The organism is Aurantibacter sp. UH7 (genome assembly GCF_056839165.1).
This window is the reverse complement of sequence record NZ_CM166388.1, coordinates 233,280-250,134: the sequence shown is the minus strand read 5'-3', so window position 1 is coordinate 250,134 and position 16,855 is coordinate 233,280. Positions and strand designations below refer to the sequence as shown.

At 35.9% G+C, this 16,855-nt stretch carries 13 protein-coding genes; all 13 read left to right on the top strand.

Going from position 1 to position 16,855, the window contains the following annotated elements:
* Nucleotides 1-183: 183 nt before the first annotated feature.
* The 13 genes from UH7x_RS01110 to UH7x_RS01050 all read left to right on the top strand — a co-directional run bounded on the left by UH7x_RS01110 (nucleotide 184) and on the right by UH7x_RS01050 (nucleotide 16,843).
* Nucleotides 184-2,712: a glycoside hydrolase family 2 TIM barrel-domain containing protein gene (locus UH7x_RS01110; RefSeq protein ID WP_482361881.1), complete on the top strand. Its 2,529-nt coding sequence runs from the start codon at nucleotides 184-186 to the stop codon at nucleotides 2,710-2,712.
* 100 nt (nucleotides 2,713-2,812) lie between these two features.
* Entirely contained in the window at nucleotides 2,813-3,943 is a 1,131-nt protein-coding gene (locus UH7x_RS01105; RefSeq protein ID WP_482363564.1) for a glycoside hydrolase family 117 protein, read from the top strand.
* Nucleotides 3,944-3,961: 18 nt separating this feature from the next.
* Nucleotides 3,962-4,978 (top strand): zinc-dependent alcohol dehydrogenase, encoded by a 1,017-nt coding sequence (locus UH7x_RS01100; protein ID WP_482361880.1) that lies wholly within the window; start codon nucleotides 3,962-3,964, stop codon nucleotides 4,976-4,978.
* A gap of 90 nt (nucleotides 4,979-5,068) precedes the next feature.
* Nucleotides 5,069-6,181, top strand: coding sequence for a glycoside hydrolase family 117 protein (locus UH7x_RS01095; RefSeq protein WP_482361879.1), 1,113 nt, complete (start codon nucleotides 5,069-5,071; stop codon nucleotides 6,179-6,181).
* A 38-nt stretch (nucleotides 6,182-6,219) separates the two neighbouring features.
* On the top strand, nucleotides 6,220-6,984 hold the full coding sequence (locus UH7x_RS01090; protein WP_482363563.1) for an SDR family NAD(P)-dependent oxidoreductase: 765 nt from the start codon (nucleotides 6,220-6,222) through the stop codon (nucleotides 6,982-6,984).
* Between the two features lie 74 nt (nucleotides 6,985-7,058).
* The gene (aldA, locus tag UH7x_RS01085) at nucleotides 7,059-8,513 is read left to right on the top strand and encodes an aldehyde dehydrogenase (protein WP_482361878.1); all 1,455 of its coding nucleotides are present in this window, start codon (nucleotides 7,059-7,061) and stop codon (nucleotides 8,511-8,513) included.
* A complete protein-coding gene (locus UH7x_RS01080; RefSeq protein ID WP_482361877.1) occupies nucleotides 8,514-9,608 on the top strand; it encodes a mandelate racemase/muconate lactonizing enzyme family protein in 1,095 nt (364 codons plus the stop codon).
* A gap of 5 nt (nucleotides 9,609-9,613) precedes the next feature.
* Nucleotides 9,614-10,657: an aldose epimerase family protein gene (locus UH7x_RS01075; RefSeq protein ID WP_482361876.1), complete on the top strand. Its 1,044-nt coding sequence runs from the start codon at nucleotides 9,614-9,616 to the stop codon at nucleotides 10,655-10,657.
* Between the two features lie 63 nt (nucleotides 10,658-10,720).
* Nucleotides 10,721-11,743 carry an L-rhamnose/proton symporter RhaT gene (locus UH7x_RS01070; protein WP_482361875.1) on the top strand — a complete coding sequence of 341 codons (1,023 nt, stop codon included), beginning with the start codon at nucleotides 10,721-10,723 and terminating at the stop codon, nucleotides 11,741-11,743.
* A gap of 8 nt (nucleotides 11,744-11,751) precedes the next feature.
* Nucleotides 11,752-12,465, top strand: coding sequence for an SDR family oxidoreductase (locus tag UH7x_RS01065; protein ID WP_482361874.1), 714 nt, complete (start codon nucleotides 11,752-11,754; stop codon nucleotides 12,463-12,465).
* A 107-nt stretch (nucleotides 12,466-12,572) separates the two neighbouring features.
* The gene (locus UH7x_RS01060; protein ID WP_482361873.1) at nucleotides 12,573-14,381 is read left to right on the top strand and encodes a DUF5060 domain-containing protein; all 1,809 of its coding nucleotides are present in this window, start codon (nucleotides 12,573-12,575) and stop codon (nucleotides 14,379-14,381) included.
* A gap of 1 nt (nucleotide 14,382) precedes the next feature.
* Nucleotides 14,383-15,666 carry an MFS transporter gene (locus tag UH7x_RS01055; protein WP_482361872.1) on the top strand — a complete coding sequence of 428 codons (1,284 nt, stop codon included), beginning with the start codon at nucleotides 14,383-14,385 and terminating at the stop codon, nucleotides 15,664-15,666.
* 13 nt (nucleotides 15,667-15,679) lie between these two features.
* Complete coding sequence (locus UH7x_RS01050; protein WP_482361871.1) at nucleotides 15,680-16,843, top strand: mandelate racemase/muconate lactonizing enzyme family protein; 1,164 nt, start codon at nucleotides 15,680-15,682, stop codon at nucleotides 16,841-16,843.
* Nucleotides 16,844-16,855: the final 12 nt, after the last annotated feature.

The window sequence follows — 16,855 nt, the reverse complement described above, 5'->3', positions numbered from 1 at the left end:
TTTAAGTAATTAATAATGAGTCCGATTGAATTAATATTATAAAATTGGTCTTGTAAAGTCAAAATTTCGGAAATAGTAAGTTGGATTGACCTATAAAGTTAGTGGGGAATTCAGTTTTTGAAGTCTAGAATTTAACTTATATATTTTTAAAACTCTTTGATTAAAGTATTAATCAAAATAATAATGTTGAAGAATTTATACTATATACTGCTATTGTTTTGTGTTTATAATTGCGCTGAGAAACCAGAACAATTAGAAATTGTTGATATAGTTGATTTTAATTTTGATTGGCGTTTTCAATTAAAATCCCAAGTAGATACGAATCAACCTACTTTTTCAGAATGGCGAAACGTTAATTTACCGCATGATTGGAGTATTGAATATTCAGCTGATAAAGAGTTAGAAGGTTGTACAGCATATTTGCCAGGTGGAATAGGATACTATGAAAAGGAATTTTCCTTAGGTTTAGATGAAAATCAAACCGCCTATTTAGTATTTGATGGAATTTATAATAATTCAAAGATATTTTTAAATGAACAACATTTAGAATCGCACCCCTATGGTTATGCTCCCTTTTTTTTAGATATATCAGAGGCAGTTTTAGCTGACACAAAGAATGTATTGAGTGTAGAAGTTGATAGAACGAGATACGCAGATAGCAGATGGTATACTGGTTCTGGTATTTATAGGAATGTTGACTTAGTGGTTAAAAATAAATTACACATTCCAATATGGGGTATATATATTACCACTCCTGTTGTTAGTGCCAAAATAACACAAGTAGCTTTAGAAATCACCTTGAAAAATGATTTTAAAAAAGGTCAAAATGCCACTATTACCACTAATATAGTTGATGCGAATGGTGTTAGTTTAACTTCTATAAATTCAGAAGAGATTGTAGCGCCTAAATCAAAAGAAGTAATAAAACAATTAGTAGAATTAGATTCACCAATATTATGGGATATTGAAAACCCATATTTATATACTGCTAAAACCATAATTGAATTAAATGGTAAAATCGTAGATCAGGTTGAAACAAAATTTGGTGTAAGAAGTATCAATTTTGAACCAGATACTGGCTTTTATTTGAATGGAAAAAATCGAAAGATAAAAGGAGTTTGTCTACATCATGATGCTGGCTTAGTTGGTGCTGCTGTTCCTAAAGGTGTTTGGCGTAGAAGATTAGAAAAACTGAAGGAAGCCGGTTGTAATGCTATTCGAGTCTCTCATAATCCTGCTTCTCAGGAATTTCTTAATTTATGTGATGAGATGGGGTTTCTAGTACAAGATGAATTTTTTGACGAATGGGACAATCCAAAGGATAAGCGCCTAAATATGAATGAACAAAGTGTTGATTACATAACTAGAGGGTATACCGAACATTTTCAAGAATGGGCTGAAATAGATTTGAAAAATACCGTGATTGCACATCGAAATCATCCGTCTATAATACAATGGAGTATTGGCAATGAAATTGAATGGACATATCCACGAAATGGAGATGCAACTGGTTTTTTTAATAATATGAATTGGAGTGGTAATTATTTTTGGTCACAACCACCGAATGCTCCTCACCAAATAAAAGAACAACTTAAAACTTTACCAAAAGGAAAATATGATATTGGCGAAACTGCTTTGAAATTAGCCAACTGGACCAGTGAAGTTGACACCACCCGATACATTATAGCAAATAGCATTCTGCCCAGTTCAAGTCATGAATCTGGTTTTGCAGATGCTATTGATATGATTGGCTATAGTTATCGTCGCGTAATGTATGATTATGGGCGTAAAAACTACCCAGAAATACCAATTATGGGTACTGAAAACCTTGTGCAATTTCATGAGTGGAAGGCAGTGATGGAAAGGCCATTTATTGCTGGCACTTATCTATGGACTGGGATTGATTATCTTGGAGAATCACATGATTCTTGGCCTAAAAAAGGAACTAATAGTGGATTGTTAGATTTGGCGGCTTTCGAAAAACCTTCATATCATATGTTTAAATCACTTTGGACTGATGAACCTTATGCAGCAATTGTAACTCAAACTGAAGCGAAATCTATATACAAATTGAATGTGTTCGGGAATCCAATAGAAAGAAATGAAGGAGCATGGGAAAAAGCGCTATGGTCTTGGCATAAGGTTAATGAACATTGGAATTATGATGCACAAGAAAAAACAATAGTTGAGATTTATTCAAATTGTGAAGAAATAGAATTGTTTTTGAACCAAAAATCTTTAGGAAAAAAGAAATTGTCCAACTTTAAAGATAATATTTATAAATGGGGAGTTTCTTTTGAATCAGGAACCTTATTAGCTGTTGGATCAAAAAATGGAAAGACGATAAAAACGACTTTGAAAACTGCGGCAGAACCTAAATTTATTCAACTAACCACCGATAGGTCGGAGCTTAATGCTGATGGCTATGACGTTGCACATATTATTGCACAATTAGTTGATGAGAAAGGTAATGTAGTAAAGACAGAGAATACTGAGATTAAATTTGATGTCGATGGAGAAGTAAAGGTTTTAGGAGTGGATACTGGATCGCCTAGTAATGTGCAAGACTATCAAGCGGATAGTATTTTTACAGATCAAGGTCGTTGTTTACTAATTGTACAGGCAACAAGAAATAATTCAAAAGTTAAAATATCAGCTTCGGCAGAAGGATTGTCGAGCAAGCCTATTTTTATAGATATATATAATCGCTAAAGCCATATTTATGAGTAATTTAAAGTTAATTTTTATATTCACTATGACCGTGCTTTTTGTCGGGTGCGAAAATACCTTTGAAAAGAAAATAACAAAAGAAATGAAAGAAGAAACTATTATACCTACAGCGGATCAAATTGATTATTTGGGTATAACAAATCCCGATTACATAAGTGCCGCATCAAAAAGAGCATTAAAATGGCCTACTGATTTAGGAAACGAATGGTTCATTCAATTCGGACCTTTAAAGCCTTTAAAAGGTGATTTGGCTTATGAAGAAGGTGTTGTACGGCGTGATCCTAGCGCAATAATTAAAGAGGATGGAAAGTATTACGTTTGGTACACAAAGAGCACAGGACCTACTCAAGGTTTTGGGGGCGACATAGAAACAGAAAAAGTTTTCCCATGGGATCGATGTGATATTTGGTATGCCACTTCAGTAGATGGTTGGACATGGAAAGAAGAAGGAATGGCTGTGTCACGTGGAGATAAAGGCGCTTATGACGATCGTTCTGTTTTTACAGTGGAAATAATGAAATGGGAAGACAAATATTACTTAAGTTATCAAGCTGTAAAATCGCCGTATAATGTACGTGTAAAAAATACAGTTGGTTTAGCGTGGTCCGATTCTCCTAATGGTCCGTGGACAAAAAGCAAAGAACCAATATTGGTTCCTGCTGATAATGGTATTTGGAAAGGTGATACTCAAAATAGATTTTTGGTTGAGAAAAAAGGCGATTTCGATAGCCATAAAGTTCATGACCCATGCATCCTTCCATATAAAGGTAAATTCTACCTATATTATAAAGGGGAACAAATGGGTGAAGCTATTACTTTTGGTGGAAGACAAATTCGTCATGGAGTTGCGATTGCTGACAAACCTGAAGGTCCGTATGTGAAATCACCTTACAACCCAATAAGTAATAGTGGTCATGAAATTTGTGTTTGGCCGTATTCTGGCGGTATCGCTTCTTTGATTACTACTGATGGTCCTGAAAAAAATACAATTCAATGGGCACCAGATGGAATTAACTTTGAAATAATGTCAGTAATTCCTGGTGTAAATGCACATGCTATAGGATTGAATAGAACTGCAGACAATGAAAAAGAACCTACAGAAATTTTAAGATGGGGTTTAACTCATGTGTATAATAATGGTGATTATCAAAGTATCATGCGTTTTTCTTCAGAACGGAAAACAACGCATGTTGCAAAAGGGGAAACAAAGTAAAAATCATAATTAAAAATAATGAAAGCAACAGTTTACGAAGGCAATAAGACCTTCTCAGTTATAGATAAGAAAATTGTAAATCCGCAAGCTGGTGAAGTTAGGATTAAAGTCGCGTATTCAGGGGTTTGTGGTACTGACGTTCATATTTATCATGGTATGATGGATAAACGTGTTAGCATTCCGGTTACAATTGGACATGAAATGTCGGGTACTATTGATGCTGTCGCAGATGATGTTTCAGATTTCGAAGTTGGCGAAAAAGTAGTGGTACGACCATTAGATGATCGTGGCGTAAAAGCATCTGATAAGGGATTTAATCATATTTGTGAAGATTTGAAATTCATCGGAATAGACAGTCCGGGTTCTATGCAACAATATTGGAATGTACCCGCATTTACTTTACATAAATTAAAAGCCGAAACTGATTTAAAATTAGCTGCACTTATTGAGCCGCTTTCAGTTGCGGTACACGATGTTCGCTTGAGCGAATTGAAGGCTGATGAAACTGCAGTTGTTTTAGGCGGTGGACCAATCGGACTTTTAGTAGCCATGGTTGCTAAAGAAACTGGTGCTAATGTTATCGTTTCAGAAGTGAATGAAAATCGAATTGCAAAAGCCAAAGAATTAGGGCTGAATGCAGTAAACCCCATGAAAATTGATTTGGTAGAATATGTAAAAGAGCAAACTGAAGGGCGACGTGCTGATGTTGTTTTTGAAGTTGCGGGTGTACAACCTGCTTTAGATGTAATGACTGAAGTTGCAGGAATTCGTGGAAGAATTTTAATGGTTGCCATTCATGGACAGAAAAAGGAAATCGACCTTTTTAAATTCTTTTGGAAAGAGCTTAAATTAATTGGTGCTCGCGTTTATGAAAAAGAAGATTACGAAAGAGCTATCGACCTTATCACGAAAAACGAACTTCCTTTTGAAGATATGATAACCGATGTTCAACCATTGAGTAATATTCAGCAAGTGTTCGAAAATATCGACAATAATCCTGATGGCATGAAAGTTTTAATGGATTGCCAATCATAAGGAAAACTGAAAATGAAAAAAACACCTCTGCTACTAGCTGTTATTTTTTGCCTTACAATCTCGTGTAACACAACATCCAAAGAAAAAACAATGGATTTGGAAAAGGATGCTGAAGTTTCAGAAGAGCTCGTAAAAAAGATGGGCATAACGAATAAGGATAGTCTTAGTGCAGCATCTAAACGTGCCATTGAAATGGGATATGATGCTGGACCAGAATGGTGGACATATTTTAAACAATATGATTTGAAAGGTGTGTTCGAATTTGAACCAGGGGTTTATCGACGTGACCCTAGTGCGATAATCGAGGTAGATAATACCTACTATGTGTATTATTCAAAGAGTGATGGAAAATCGTACGGATTTCATACCGGTGACCCTGAAAAGAAAGTTTTTCCGTGGGATAAATCAGAAGTATGGTGCGCTAGTTCTAAAGATGGCTTAATATGGAAAGATGAGGGCTTAGCTGTCGGACGAGGTTTAAAAGGTGCTTATGATGATCGCTCAGTTTTTACTCCCGAAGTTTTAGCGCATGAAGGAAAATATTACCTCGTTTACCAAACAGTAAAAGCGCCGTATGTTAATCGTGTGAAGAATCAAGTGGGAATGGCAATAGCAGATTCGCCCCTTGGACCTTGGGAAAAGTTGGAGGCTCCAATTTTATCCCCTGCTGATAATGGAAAATGGCTTGGCGAAGAAGACAGCAGATTTAAAGTTTCTGAAAAAGGTGATTTTGATAGTCAAAAAGTACATGACCCATGCTTGATGTTTTATAATAATAAATTCTACCTCTACTATAAAGGTGAGCGAATGGGCGAAGAACATTATTTGGGTGGTAGAGAAATTAAATGGGGCGTAGCAATAGCAGATAAAATTGAAGGTCCATACCATAAATCTGCTTACAATCCTATTTCAAATAGCGGACATGAAATTTGTGTATGGCCTTATCAAGGCGGAATGGCTGCTATGTTGACCTCTGATGGACCGGAGAACAATACGATCCAATGGTCACCAGATGGAATCAATTTTGAGATTAAATCTCATATCGGTGGAAGAACTAAGCCTCCGCATGCGGCAGGTATCGTTCGCTCGATAGATTCAGATAAAAGTCCATTAGCAGCATTGGAATGGGGAATTTGCTTTGATGCGAAAGAGGGTTGGAATTATATTACGGGATTTAAAACCTATGTACAAAAAGCAGAATAATAAGAATATCAAACTAGTAAATAAAAGTAGTAATGAGCATATTAAATAATTTTAGTCTTAAAGGAAAAACAGCTTTAGTAACAGGCTGTAAACGTGGAATTGGTAAAGCCATGGCTATTGGTTTAGCTGAAGCTGGTGCAGATATTATTGGAGTTAGCGCAACTTTGGAAGAATACGGTAGTATGGTTGAACAAGAAGTTGAAGGATTAGGACGAAAATTCAAAGCGTATACCTGTGACTTTAGTAATCGTGAATCGCTTTATGAGTTTATAAAAAAAGTAAAAGATGATTTTCCTAAAATAGATATCCTTGTGAATAACGCTGGTACAATTTTACGTGCGCCTGCTGTAGAACATTCCGATGAATATTGGGACAAGGTTATTGAAGTAAATCAAACTGCTCAATTTGTTTTGACTCGTGAAATCGGAAAAGAAATGGTGGCTAGAGGAGAAGGTAAAATTGTTTTTACCGCGTCACTTTTAACTTTTCAAGGTGGCATAACAGTACCTGGTTATGCGGCAAGTAAAGGGGCAATAGGTCAGATGACCATGGCTTTTGCAAATGAGTGGGCAGGAAAAGGGGTAAATGTAAATGCTATTGCTCCAGGTTATATTAGTACAGATAATACTGAAGCACTACGTAACAATCCTGAACGTTCAGAATCAATTTTGGCTCGTATTCCAGCAGGTCGCTGGGGACAACCTGAGGATTTTAAAGGACCTATAGTTTTCCTTTGTTCTGAAGCTTCAGGGTACATGAACGGTGGAACAATGCTTGTTGATGGTGGATGGATGGGAAGATAATTTCTTCTTATAAAAACTTCAAGTTTTGACGATTGTTAATATTAAAAAAGAATCAACTTCATAATTAGAACATTATGGCTGAAATAAAAGAGTATAAATTATTTATCAATGGAGAATGGGTGAAATCTACTTCAGGAGAAACTATTGATATTGTTAGTCCTTCTACAGAAGAAATTGTGGCTAGAGTTCAAAATGGAACGGCCGAAGAGGCTATACAAACCTTAGAAGCAGCTGATAAAGCACAGAAGGAATGGAAAAAATTACCGGCAAGATCACGTGCAGATTTATTGTATAAGTTAGCTGATGAAATTGATGCCAATAACGAACAGTTAGCACAGCTTTTAGTAAGAGAACAGGGTAAACTTTTAAAGGTAGCACGTTTTGAAGTAGCAGTTGGTGCTTCATTTATACGATATGCTTGTGAAGGAGCAAGAAGAATTGAAGGGGATATAATTCCCTCAGATAATCCCAATGAACAAATTTGGATTCAAAAAGTACCGCGAGGAGTGGTTGTGGCTATAACTGCATGGAACTTTCCTTTTGCACTAGCTGGCCGTAAACTTGGACCAGCACTGGTTGCTGGTAATACTATCGTTATTAAGCCGACATCAGAAACTCCATTGGCAACATTAGAACTAGGAAATTTAGCTCAAAAAGTAGGCATCCCGGCTGGAGTTATAAATATTTTAACTGGCCCGGGAAGAGCTATGGGTAATGCTTTAGTAGAAAGTCCGATTTGTAAAATGGTCACCATGACTGGCTCTACACCAGTAGGGCAACAGATAGCTCGAAATGCAGCACAAAATTTAACGCATGTTCAGTTGGAATTGGGAGGAAAAGCACCTTTTATTGTTTTTGAAGATGCAGATATTGATGCGGCTGTGGAGGCAGCCTTGCATTCTCGTTTTGATAACTGTGGACAAGTATGTACCTGTAATGAACGTATGTATGTTCATGAGGGAATTTATGATACATTCATGGAAAAATTCCTAGTAAAAGTTGCCCAAATAAAGGTAGGTGACCCCATGTTAGAAGAAACCGATATGGGACCAAAAGTGAACGGTTCTGAACTAAAACATATGGAGCACTTAGTAGCAGTTTCTGTAAAGGAAGGCGCTACAATTGCTGCGGGTGGTAATCGTCCTAAAGGCGAGCAATTTGAAAAAGGATTTTGGTTTGAGCCAACAGTCCTAACAAATGTTACGCAAGACATGACTATTGTTCATGAAGAATCGTTTGGACCAATTCTACCAGTATTAAAATTCAAAACTTTTGATGAGGTTATTGGTTATGCCAATGATTGTGAATATGGTTTGGCCGCAATGGTTTTTACGAATGATATGAACACTATTATGAAATGTAATGATGAATTGGAATATGGTGAGATTTATGTAAATCGTGGTCATGGAGAACAACATCAAGGTTTTCATAATGGTTATAAACTATCGGGTAGTGGTGGAGAAGATGGTAAATACGGTTTTGAACAGTATATGGAAAAGAAGACTTTTTACATTAGACATAAAGCATAAATGAATACACGAATAAAGACCATTGACTGCAGTCTGTTCAGAGTGCCATTACCTGAAGTAATGAATGATGCTAAACATGGTGATCATACTCATTTTGAGTTGATTACGACAACTATTGTTTTAGATGATGGTACTCAAGGAACGGGTTATACCTATACCGGAGGAAAAGGAGGACATGCTATAAAGGCAATGGTTGATTATGATATTGCACCTGCTTTGTTAGGTAAAGATGGAAGTGATATTGATGCGATTTATGACTTTATGGAATGGCATATGCATTATGTAGGTCGTGGAGGAATAGTTTCATTTGCTGTTTCGACAATAGATATTGCGCTATGGGATATTAAGTGTAAAAAGGCGGAGCAACCACTTTGGAAAATGGCAGGTGGTGCTGGTAATTCATGTAAAGCCTATTGCGGAGGAATTGATTTGCAATTTCCAATTCCGAAGTTGTTGAAAAATATGGAAGGTTATTTAGCAGCAGGATTTAACGCGGTAAAAATAAAGATTGGTCGAGAAAATTTAGATGAAGATATTGAACGCATAAAAGCCGTAAGAGAATTTATTGGTCCGGATGTTACCTTCATGGTAGATGCCAATTATTCTATGACTGTTGATAAAGCTATTGAAGCTATTGAAAAGTTTAGACAATACGATATCACTTGGTTCGAAGAGCCGATTATTCCGGATAATTATAAAGGCTTTGCGGAAATTTCAGAAGTTACTGACTTTCCCTTAGCTATGGGTGAAAATTTGCATACGATTCATGAATTTGAATATGCTATGGAACAAGCAAAACTTTCATTTGTACAACCTGATGCCTCTAACTGTGGAGGAATTACAGGTTGGTTAAAAGCTGCTCGACTAGCAAATGAATATAACATTCCTGCATGTTCCCATGGGATGCAAGAGTTGCATGTAAGTTTAGTAGCTGCTCAACCGAATTCAGGATGGTTAGAGGTGCATAGTTTTCCAATAGACCAATATACTACAAGACCTTTGGTAGTTGAAAACCATCGTGCTGTGGCTCCAGATACACCTGGTGTTGGTGTAGAATTCGATTGGAAAAAATTGAGTCCTTATAAACAAGAATAGAAATTATGACAACCGTTGAATCAGATTTTGGAGAATTAGAAGGTAATGCAGTTAAATTGTATACGCTACAAAATGATAACGGAATTACAGTGAAAATATCAAATTATGGGGCTACAATAACATCTGTAACCGTGCCTCAAAAGAATGGAGTTGTAGAAGAGGTCGTTTGTGGGTTTGATGCTTTTCAAAGTTATTTTTCTGACGCTTATAATGCTAATGCTCCATATTTTGGAGGAACCGTTGGACGTTATTGTTCTCAAATAAAGGATGCTAAGTTTACTTTAAATGGAGAAGAATTTGAGTTAGCGAAAATAGTAGGGGATAATAATTTGCACGGAGGTAAGATTGGTTTTGATAAGAAAATATGGAAGGTGAAATCATTGTCAAGTGATATAGCAAAACTTGAAATGGAATTGGAAAGTAAAGCCTTTGAAGAAGGATTTCCGGGCAATGTAACGGTTCAAGTTAGTTTTTTGTTAACTAATGACAATGAAATTAGAATAGATTATCACGCTATTACAGATGCCGATACACCTTTTACTATAACCAATCATAGTTATTTTAACCTCTCCGGTTTTAAAGAGAATATTGAAAGCCATAGCGTTCAAGTTTTATCGGATAAAAAACAACTATGGGATGCAACTGGTGCTGCTACTGGTAAGAATGCCTCAATAGAAAACCAAGTTGATGATTTAAGAGAAGTAAAAACTATTGGAAATGTACATCGTGCAATGGACGATGGTTTTGAACACTATTATCTTTTTAAGAATAAAGGTTTTAAGCTTGAAAAAGTAGCCGAAATAAACGAACCAAATAGTGGACGATCTCTAATAGTTTCAACAACTGAACCGGGTATGCTTTTTTATACAGGAAAATATACTTCAGATGAATTGCAAAGAGAGTCGGGAGAAAAGTATGGAAAGTATCGCGGATTTTGTTGCGAAACACATCGGTATCCAAACGGACCAAATATTCCCGATTCCCCAAAAAGTATACTTAAAAAGGGAGAAACATATGACAGTACTACCATCTTTAAGTTCGAATGGTAGTATTTGATATAAAGGTAATTACACTAGAAGTATTTATATAATCAACCAACTAAATATAACATTATGACTGAAGGAGTTTTATGGGCAATTTTTGCCGGATTAATGTTAGGGCTTTATGCACTACCTGAAAAATTCACTAAAGGCTTTAAATACGAAAATACCTGGAGTCTATTTTTTTTGCTAACCATGTTTGTAGTACCACTTATTGCTTCTGTATTGTTAATACAGGGCTTTGGCGAAATATTCGGAGATATGCCTACTGATATTTGGGTGAAAATGGGACTTTCCAGTTTTCTATGGGGAATTGGTGTAATGATGTGGAGTAAGGCTATAAACCACATTGGACTTTCTCTTGGTTTTTCAATATTTATTGGGACCATTATTTTAGTGGGTTCTTTATTACCATTTATCGTTGATGGTCTTCCGCCAACAAATGTTTTAACTTATGTATTGGTAGGTATCCTAGTTGTACTCTTAGGTGTGATATTGAATGGAAAAGCTGGACTTACTCGCGAAAAAGATGAAGCCAAATTAAATACAGCGGAAAGTACTAATTCAGAAAAAGGCTCCATGACTACGGGTATTTTAATTGCTGTAATTGGTGGGTTGTTGGCTACTGGTTTTAGTTATGCCAATGCAGTTGGTAGACCCTATTTAAGTGAAGTTGTAAAACAACATGGCAATGCAGATTGGATTACTGCAGTTGCCGTAATGTTTCCAATTTTTATTAGTGGTGGAATAGTTATGACAGCTTATTTTCTTTGGCAATTAAATGCCAAAAAAGCATGGAGCGATTTTAAAACTTCATCATTCGGAAAGAACTTTTTGTTAATTTTAATAATGGCAATATTCCACTATGCGGCATCAGCACTTTTTGCTTTTGCAGCATCAAAATTGGGAGCTGCTGGTAATACTGTTGGCTATGCAATTTTTAACACAGCATCTGTTGCTACAGCTATTGTAAGTGGTATTGCAACTGCGGAATGGGTTAGAGCTTCTCCTAAAGCACGTAAATTTTTATATATGGGACTGGCCTGTATGGTAATTGGAATCATAATTATTGCATATGGTAACGGACAGGTATAATTTAAATTATGAATAAGAACTTTACACCTCTTACGGTATTAGTTACTGGGGCTAACAGGGGTATGGGCTTAGAATATGTTAGGCATTATCTCAATGAAGGAAATATAGTTATTGCTACATATAAAGATGTTGAGAAGAATAAAGAACTAAATGATCTTCAAAACAAGTTTGTTGATTTTTTGCATATAATTGAAATGAATATTGCTTCAGAGCAAGCAATACTAGAAATGGGTAAATGGTTGAAAGCTGAAAAAATAAAGTTATCTCTTGTAATTAATAATGCAGGGATTTCCCAAAATGAAGATTTTGGAAATTGGACGAGTTATACTTTTTTAAAACATTTTAAAGTAAATACTGTTGGTCCCGCATTAGTTTCACAAATGGTTATTCCTTTTATGAATGAAAATTCTAAAATCATTCAAATTACTTCAGGCATGGGATCTTTAATCCGGAATATAAATGCCATTAATGGATTAGATGCGTACGCTGCTAGTAAATGTGCATTGCACAGTATTACAGTACGATTAGCAGAAAAATTAAAGAATAAAAATATTGGGGTTTTTCTAATTAATCCAGGTTGGGTAAAAACAGATATGGGTGGAGAAGAAGCAACTTATTCTATTTCTGAAGCTGTTACGAAAATTACCGATATCATTGATAATCTAACTATTGAACAAACTGGAAATTTTTTGTCGGAAAACGGTGAATCAATTCCGTGGTAACTGAGATTTATAGAATATAAATCTTAAAGATAGACTTTTAATGCTTTATTAATTTGCAAGGATTTTAAAGAAAAGTTGTAAATTCTTAATCTAAAATCAACTAAAAAATGAACCGACTTAAATTTACTTTTTTACTAGTATTTTTTTTCTCACTTAAAATTGTAATTGCCCAAAAAATAGAAGGAGAATTAAAGCAATGGCATAAGGTTACCTTAAAATTTGAAGGCCCAGATACTTCAGAAAAAGCTGAAGATAATCCATTTTTAAATTACAGATTAAATGTAACTTTTACACACACTAAAACACAAGAAAAATGGGAGATACCTGGTTATTATGCCGCTGATGGAAATGCTGCAAATACTGGTGGAGATACAGGGAATATATGGAAAGTTCATATAGCACCTCACGAAACCGGGGAGTGGACTTTTGAAGTAGAATTTAAAAAAGGAAAATGGGCATCTGTGCGTACATCTCAAAAAATTAAAAGTGGTGGATTTATGGATGGGAAAAAAGGCAAATTTGTAATTACCGAAACTGATAAGACCGGTAGAGATTTTAGAAGTAAAGGGATGTTGCAGTATACTGGAAAACGTTATTTGCAGTTTACGAATGGAGAATATTTTTTAAAATGTGGTTCGGATGCTCCAGAGAATTTTCTGGCCTATGATAAATTTGATGGTACTTTTCAAAATGACGGTCACAAAGATGATTTAGTAAAAAGTTGGTCTGCGCATTTACAAGATTGGAAAGAAGGTGATCCGACTTGGAGAGACGGTAAAGGAAAAGCGATTATTGGTGCAATCAATTATTTAGCATCCAAAGGAATGAACGCATTTTCATTCTTGACAATGAATATTGCCGGCGATGATCAAAATGTTTTCCCCTATGTTGATTATGATACTTATGATCGTTTTGACACCTCTAAATTAGATCAGTGGGAAATTCTGTTTGAACATGCTGATAAGCTGGGCATGTTTCTTCATTTTAAAGCATTGGAATTTGAGAATCAAGGTTTGTTAGATAATGGAGGTACTGGTTTGTATACAAAGTTGTATTTCCGTGAATTAGTCGCACGTTTTGGCCATCATTTGGCGCTGAATTGGAATCTTGCAGAAGAAACAGGGGACTGGACTGAAACTCCACCTACTTTTCCATTAGATGGGGCCGAAAGAATTCGTTTAGCAGAATATATTTCATCAATTGATGTTTACAATCACCACCTAGTTATACATAATGGTGACTGGTATACACCAATTTATGGGCCAAAAACAAAATTTACGGGAGCATCGTTACAAACGAATAAAACCGATTTCAGCCGCGTGCATTCACAAACTTTAAAGGTTTTAAATGAAGCAAAAGAGGCAGGAAAAGTTTGGGCAGTGGCGGTAGATGAACCTGGTGATGCACAACATTCACTAATAACAGATAAAGAAGATCCAGAGCATAATGATGCTCGTAAAAATGGACTTTGGGGAGCAATGATGGCAGGTGCGTGGGGCACGGAGTGGTATTTTGGTTATAAACATCCACACTCCGATTTGAGTTGCCAAGATTATCGATCACGAGATTTATTTTGGGATCAAGGAAAAATTTGTCTTGACTTTTTTAATGAAAATAAAATACCTGTTTGGGAAATGGAATCTAAAGATGCACTTATTTCAACCGAAGGTGATTATGTATTAGCTAAGGAAGGCGAAGTTTACGTTGTATTTCTAAAAAATGGAGGGGAGACTATGTTGGATGTAGGTAATACAAATGCCGAATTTAATGTTTCTTGGTATAACCCACGAAAAGGAGGTGAACTTCAAAAGGGTAAAATAAAATCTATCTCAGGTTCTGGTAAACAATCTTTGGGTGTACCTCCTGTACGAAAAGAACGAGAATTGGATTGGGTAGTTCTACTTATTAAAAAATAGAATGAACTCCACTAACTCAAAAAAGCGTTACAACATACTCGCGATGATATTTGTTACGGTAGTAATAAACTACTTAGACCGTACAAATATATCAATAGCGGCGTCTGCACTAAAAGAAGAATTGGGTATCGATGCCATACAAATGGGTTATATTTTTTCTGCTTTTGGATGGACCTATTCCTTGCTTCAAATACCAGGTGGAATTGTTGCTGATAAGGTGAAATCTAGAATATTATATCCAGTTATAATGGCACTATGGTCAATCGCAACTTTGATTCAAGGAATGGTGAATTCCTTTACTACGCTTTTGGGACTCCGTGCAAGTATTGGAATGTTCGAAGCACCTTCATACCCGACCAACAACTTGATTGTAACAAGATGGTTTCCTGAAAATGAAAGAGCATCTGCTATTGCAACTTATACTTCTGGACAGTTTTTAGGTATGGCACTTTTGCTTCCCATTCTCACTTTAATTCAAGATGCTTTAGGTTGGCGTGGGCTTTTTATTGTTTCAGGAATTATTGGTTTAGTTTGGGCTGCCGTTTGGTATATGTTTTATCGCGATCCACAAAATCACAAAAAGGTGAGTGATTCTGAGCTAAAATTGATTACTGATGGCGGTGGACTGGTTGGTAAGAAAGGTCAAAATTCCATTCCAAAAAAATTCGAATGGTCGGACCTATCACAAGCATTTCGCTACCGTAAATTGTGGGGCTTATATATAGGTCAATTTTGTTTGGGTGCAACCACGATTTTCTTTTTGACTTGGTTTCCTACATACCTAGTAGATTTTCGGGGATTGGATTTTATTAAATCCGGATTTTATGCATCCATTCCATATTTGGCAGCATTCTTAGGTGTTTTGTTAGCAGGTTTTACGTCAGATTATTTAGTAAAAAAAGGATATTCCCCAGAGGTTTCGCGAAAAGCTCCTATTGTCACTGGAATGTTGTTATCCATTGCCATTATAGGTGCAAATTATACAGAGGATACCACTTTGATAATCGTTTTTTTATCAATAGCTTTCTTTGGAAATGGACTGGCAAGTATTGCTTGGATTTTTATTTCACTTATTGCACCAAAAAATAACATTGGACTTATTGGAGGCACATTTAATTTTATAGGTGGATTATCTGCAGTTATCGTTCCTATCGTAATTGGGTATTTGGTTCAAGATGGAGATTTTAGTCCAGCATTATTTTTTATTGGAGCGTTGGCATTATTAGGTTTAGTTAGTTACACATTAATTGTTGGCAAAGTAGAACGTATTAATCCTGAAAAGTAAAAACTGAAATACTATGAAAATTACTGATATTAAAACGTATCCCATAAATATTAAAGGAGGTGGTGTACAGTTGGTTATTAAAGTAGAAACCGATTCAGAATTATATGGATGGGGATGTTCTGGCCTTTCTGGTAGAGAGCTTGCAGTTGTGGGTCTTATTAAACATTTTAAAAGTATTTTAATAGGAAAAGATCCTGGACAGATTGGGGCCATTTGGCAATTGCTTTATCGGGGTCAGTACTTTGAAGGTGGTCGGGTGTTTACTGCGGCAATTTCAGGGATTGATATTGCGTTACACGACATTAAAGGTAAAGCATTGGGAGTACCAGTATACGAATTGTTAGGGGGGAAGCAACGCGATTTTGTAGAGTGTTTTGCCTCTGTGCGATTTACAACCAAAGAAGAACTATTAGCGTATTCAAGAATCTGTATTAAAGAAGGTTGGAAAGTATTAAGACTAGCACCAGCAGAATTTGAAACTCAGGATGATAAAAGTAATTTTGAACCACGAGTATCTATTGCTATACTAGCAGAATGGATTACAGCTTTACGAAAAGAAGTTGGACCTGAAATTACTATTGGTGTGGATTATCATACGCGATTAAATGTTGCAGAAACTTATTCGTTTATAAAGCGAATGCCAGTAGGCACAATTGATTTTCTTGAAGAGCCAATACGTGATCAAAATCCAGGGACCTATCAAGAGCTTAGAAGAATGATTGATGTACCTTTTGCTCTAGGAGAAGAGTTTTCTAGTAAGTGGGATTTTATGCCTTTCATAGAAAATAATATTACACAATACGCTCGCGTTGATGTTTGTAATGTTGGTGGATTAACAGAAGCCATGAAAGTGGCTGCCATGGCAGAAACGCATTATATTGATTTAATGCCTCATAATCCTTTAGGTCCAATATGTACTGCAGCTTCAATACATATGGCAGCGGCATGTTCTAACTTTAGCTATTTGGAAGAAGTTAATACCCCAGCACAATATATGGGAACTGATGCGCCTGATTTTTATCCGGTACAACACAAATTGGAAGGGCCACGTTATCAAGTAAACGACACACCTGGGTTGGGTGTAGATTTTAATGAAACGTTGGCGGAAAGTCAAGAATTTAAATTGGTTGACATTCCAAGACTTCATAGAAATGATGGGTCACTAACAAACTGGTAAATTTTTAATTTT

Bases quoted from the DNA above. Each gene is read 5' to 3' on its own strand.
- UH7x_RS01110 (WP_482361881.1), top strand. From the start codon at position 184: ATGTTGAAGAATTTATACTATATACTGCTATTGTTTTGTGTTTATAAT.
- UH7x_RS01105 (WP_482363564.1), top strand. From the start codon at position 2,813: ATGAAAGAAGAAACTATTATACCTACAGCGGATCAAATTGATTATTTG.
- UH7x_RS01100 (WP_482361880.1), top strand. From the start codon at position 3,962: ATGAAAGCAACAGTTTACGAAGGCAATAAGACCTTCTCAGTTATAGAT.
- UH7x_RS01095 (WP_482361879.1), top strand. From the start codon at position 5,069: ATGGATTTGGAAAAGGATGCTGAAGTTTCAGAAGAGCTCGTAAAAAAG.
- aldA (WP_482361878.1), top strand. From the start codon at position 7,059: ATGGCTGAAATAAAAGAGTATAAATTATTTATCAATGGAGAATGGGTG.
- UH7x_RS01080 (WP_482361877.1), top strand. From the start codon at position 8,514: ATGAATACACGAATAAAGACCATTGACTGCAGTCTGTTCAGAGTGCCA.
- UH7x_RS01075 (WP_482361876.1), top strand. From the start codon at position 9,614: ATGACAACCGTTGAATCAGATTTTGGAGAATTAGAAGGTAATGCAGTT.
- UH7x_RS01070 (WP_482361875.1), top strand. From the start codon at position 10,721: ATGACTGAAGGAGTTTTATGGGCAATTTTTGCCGGATTAATGTTAGGG.
- UH7x_RS01065 (WP_482361874.1), top strand. From the start codon at position 11,752: ATGAATAAGAACTTTACACCTCTTACGGTATTAGTTACTGGGGCTAAC.
- UH7x_RS01060 (WP_482361873.1), top strand. From the start codon at position 12,573: ATGAACCGACTTAAATTTACTTTTTTACTAGTATTTTTTTTCTCACTT.
- UH7x_RS01055 (WP_482361872.1), top strand. From the start codon at position 14,383: ATGAACTCCACTAACTCAAAAAAGCGTTACAACATACTCGCGATGATA.
- UH7x_RS01050 (WP_482361871.1), top strand. From the start codon at position 15,680: ATGAAAATTACTGATATTAAAACGTATCCCATAAATATTAAAGGAGGT.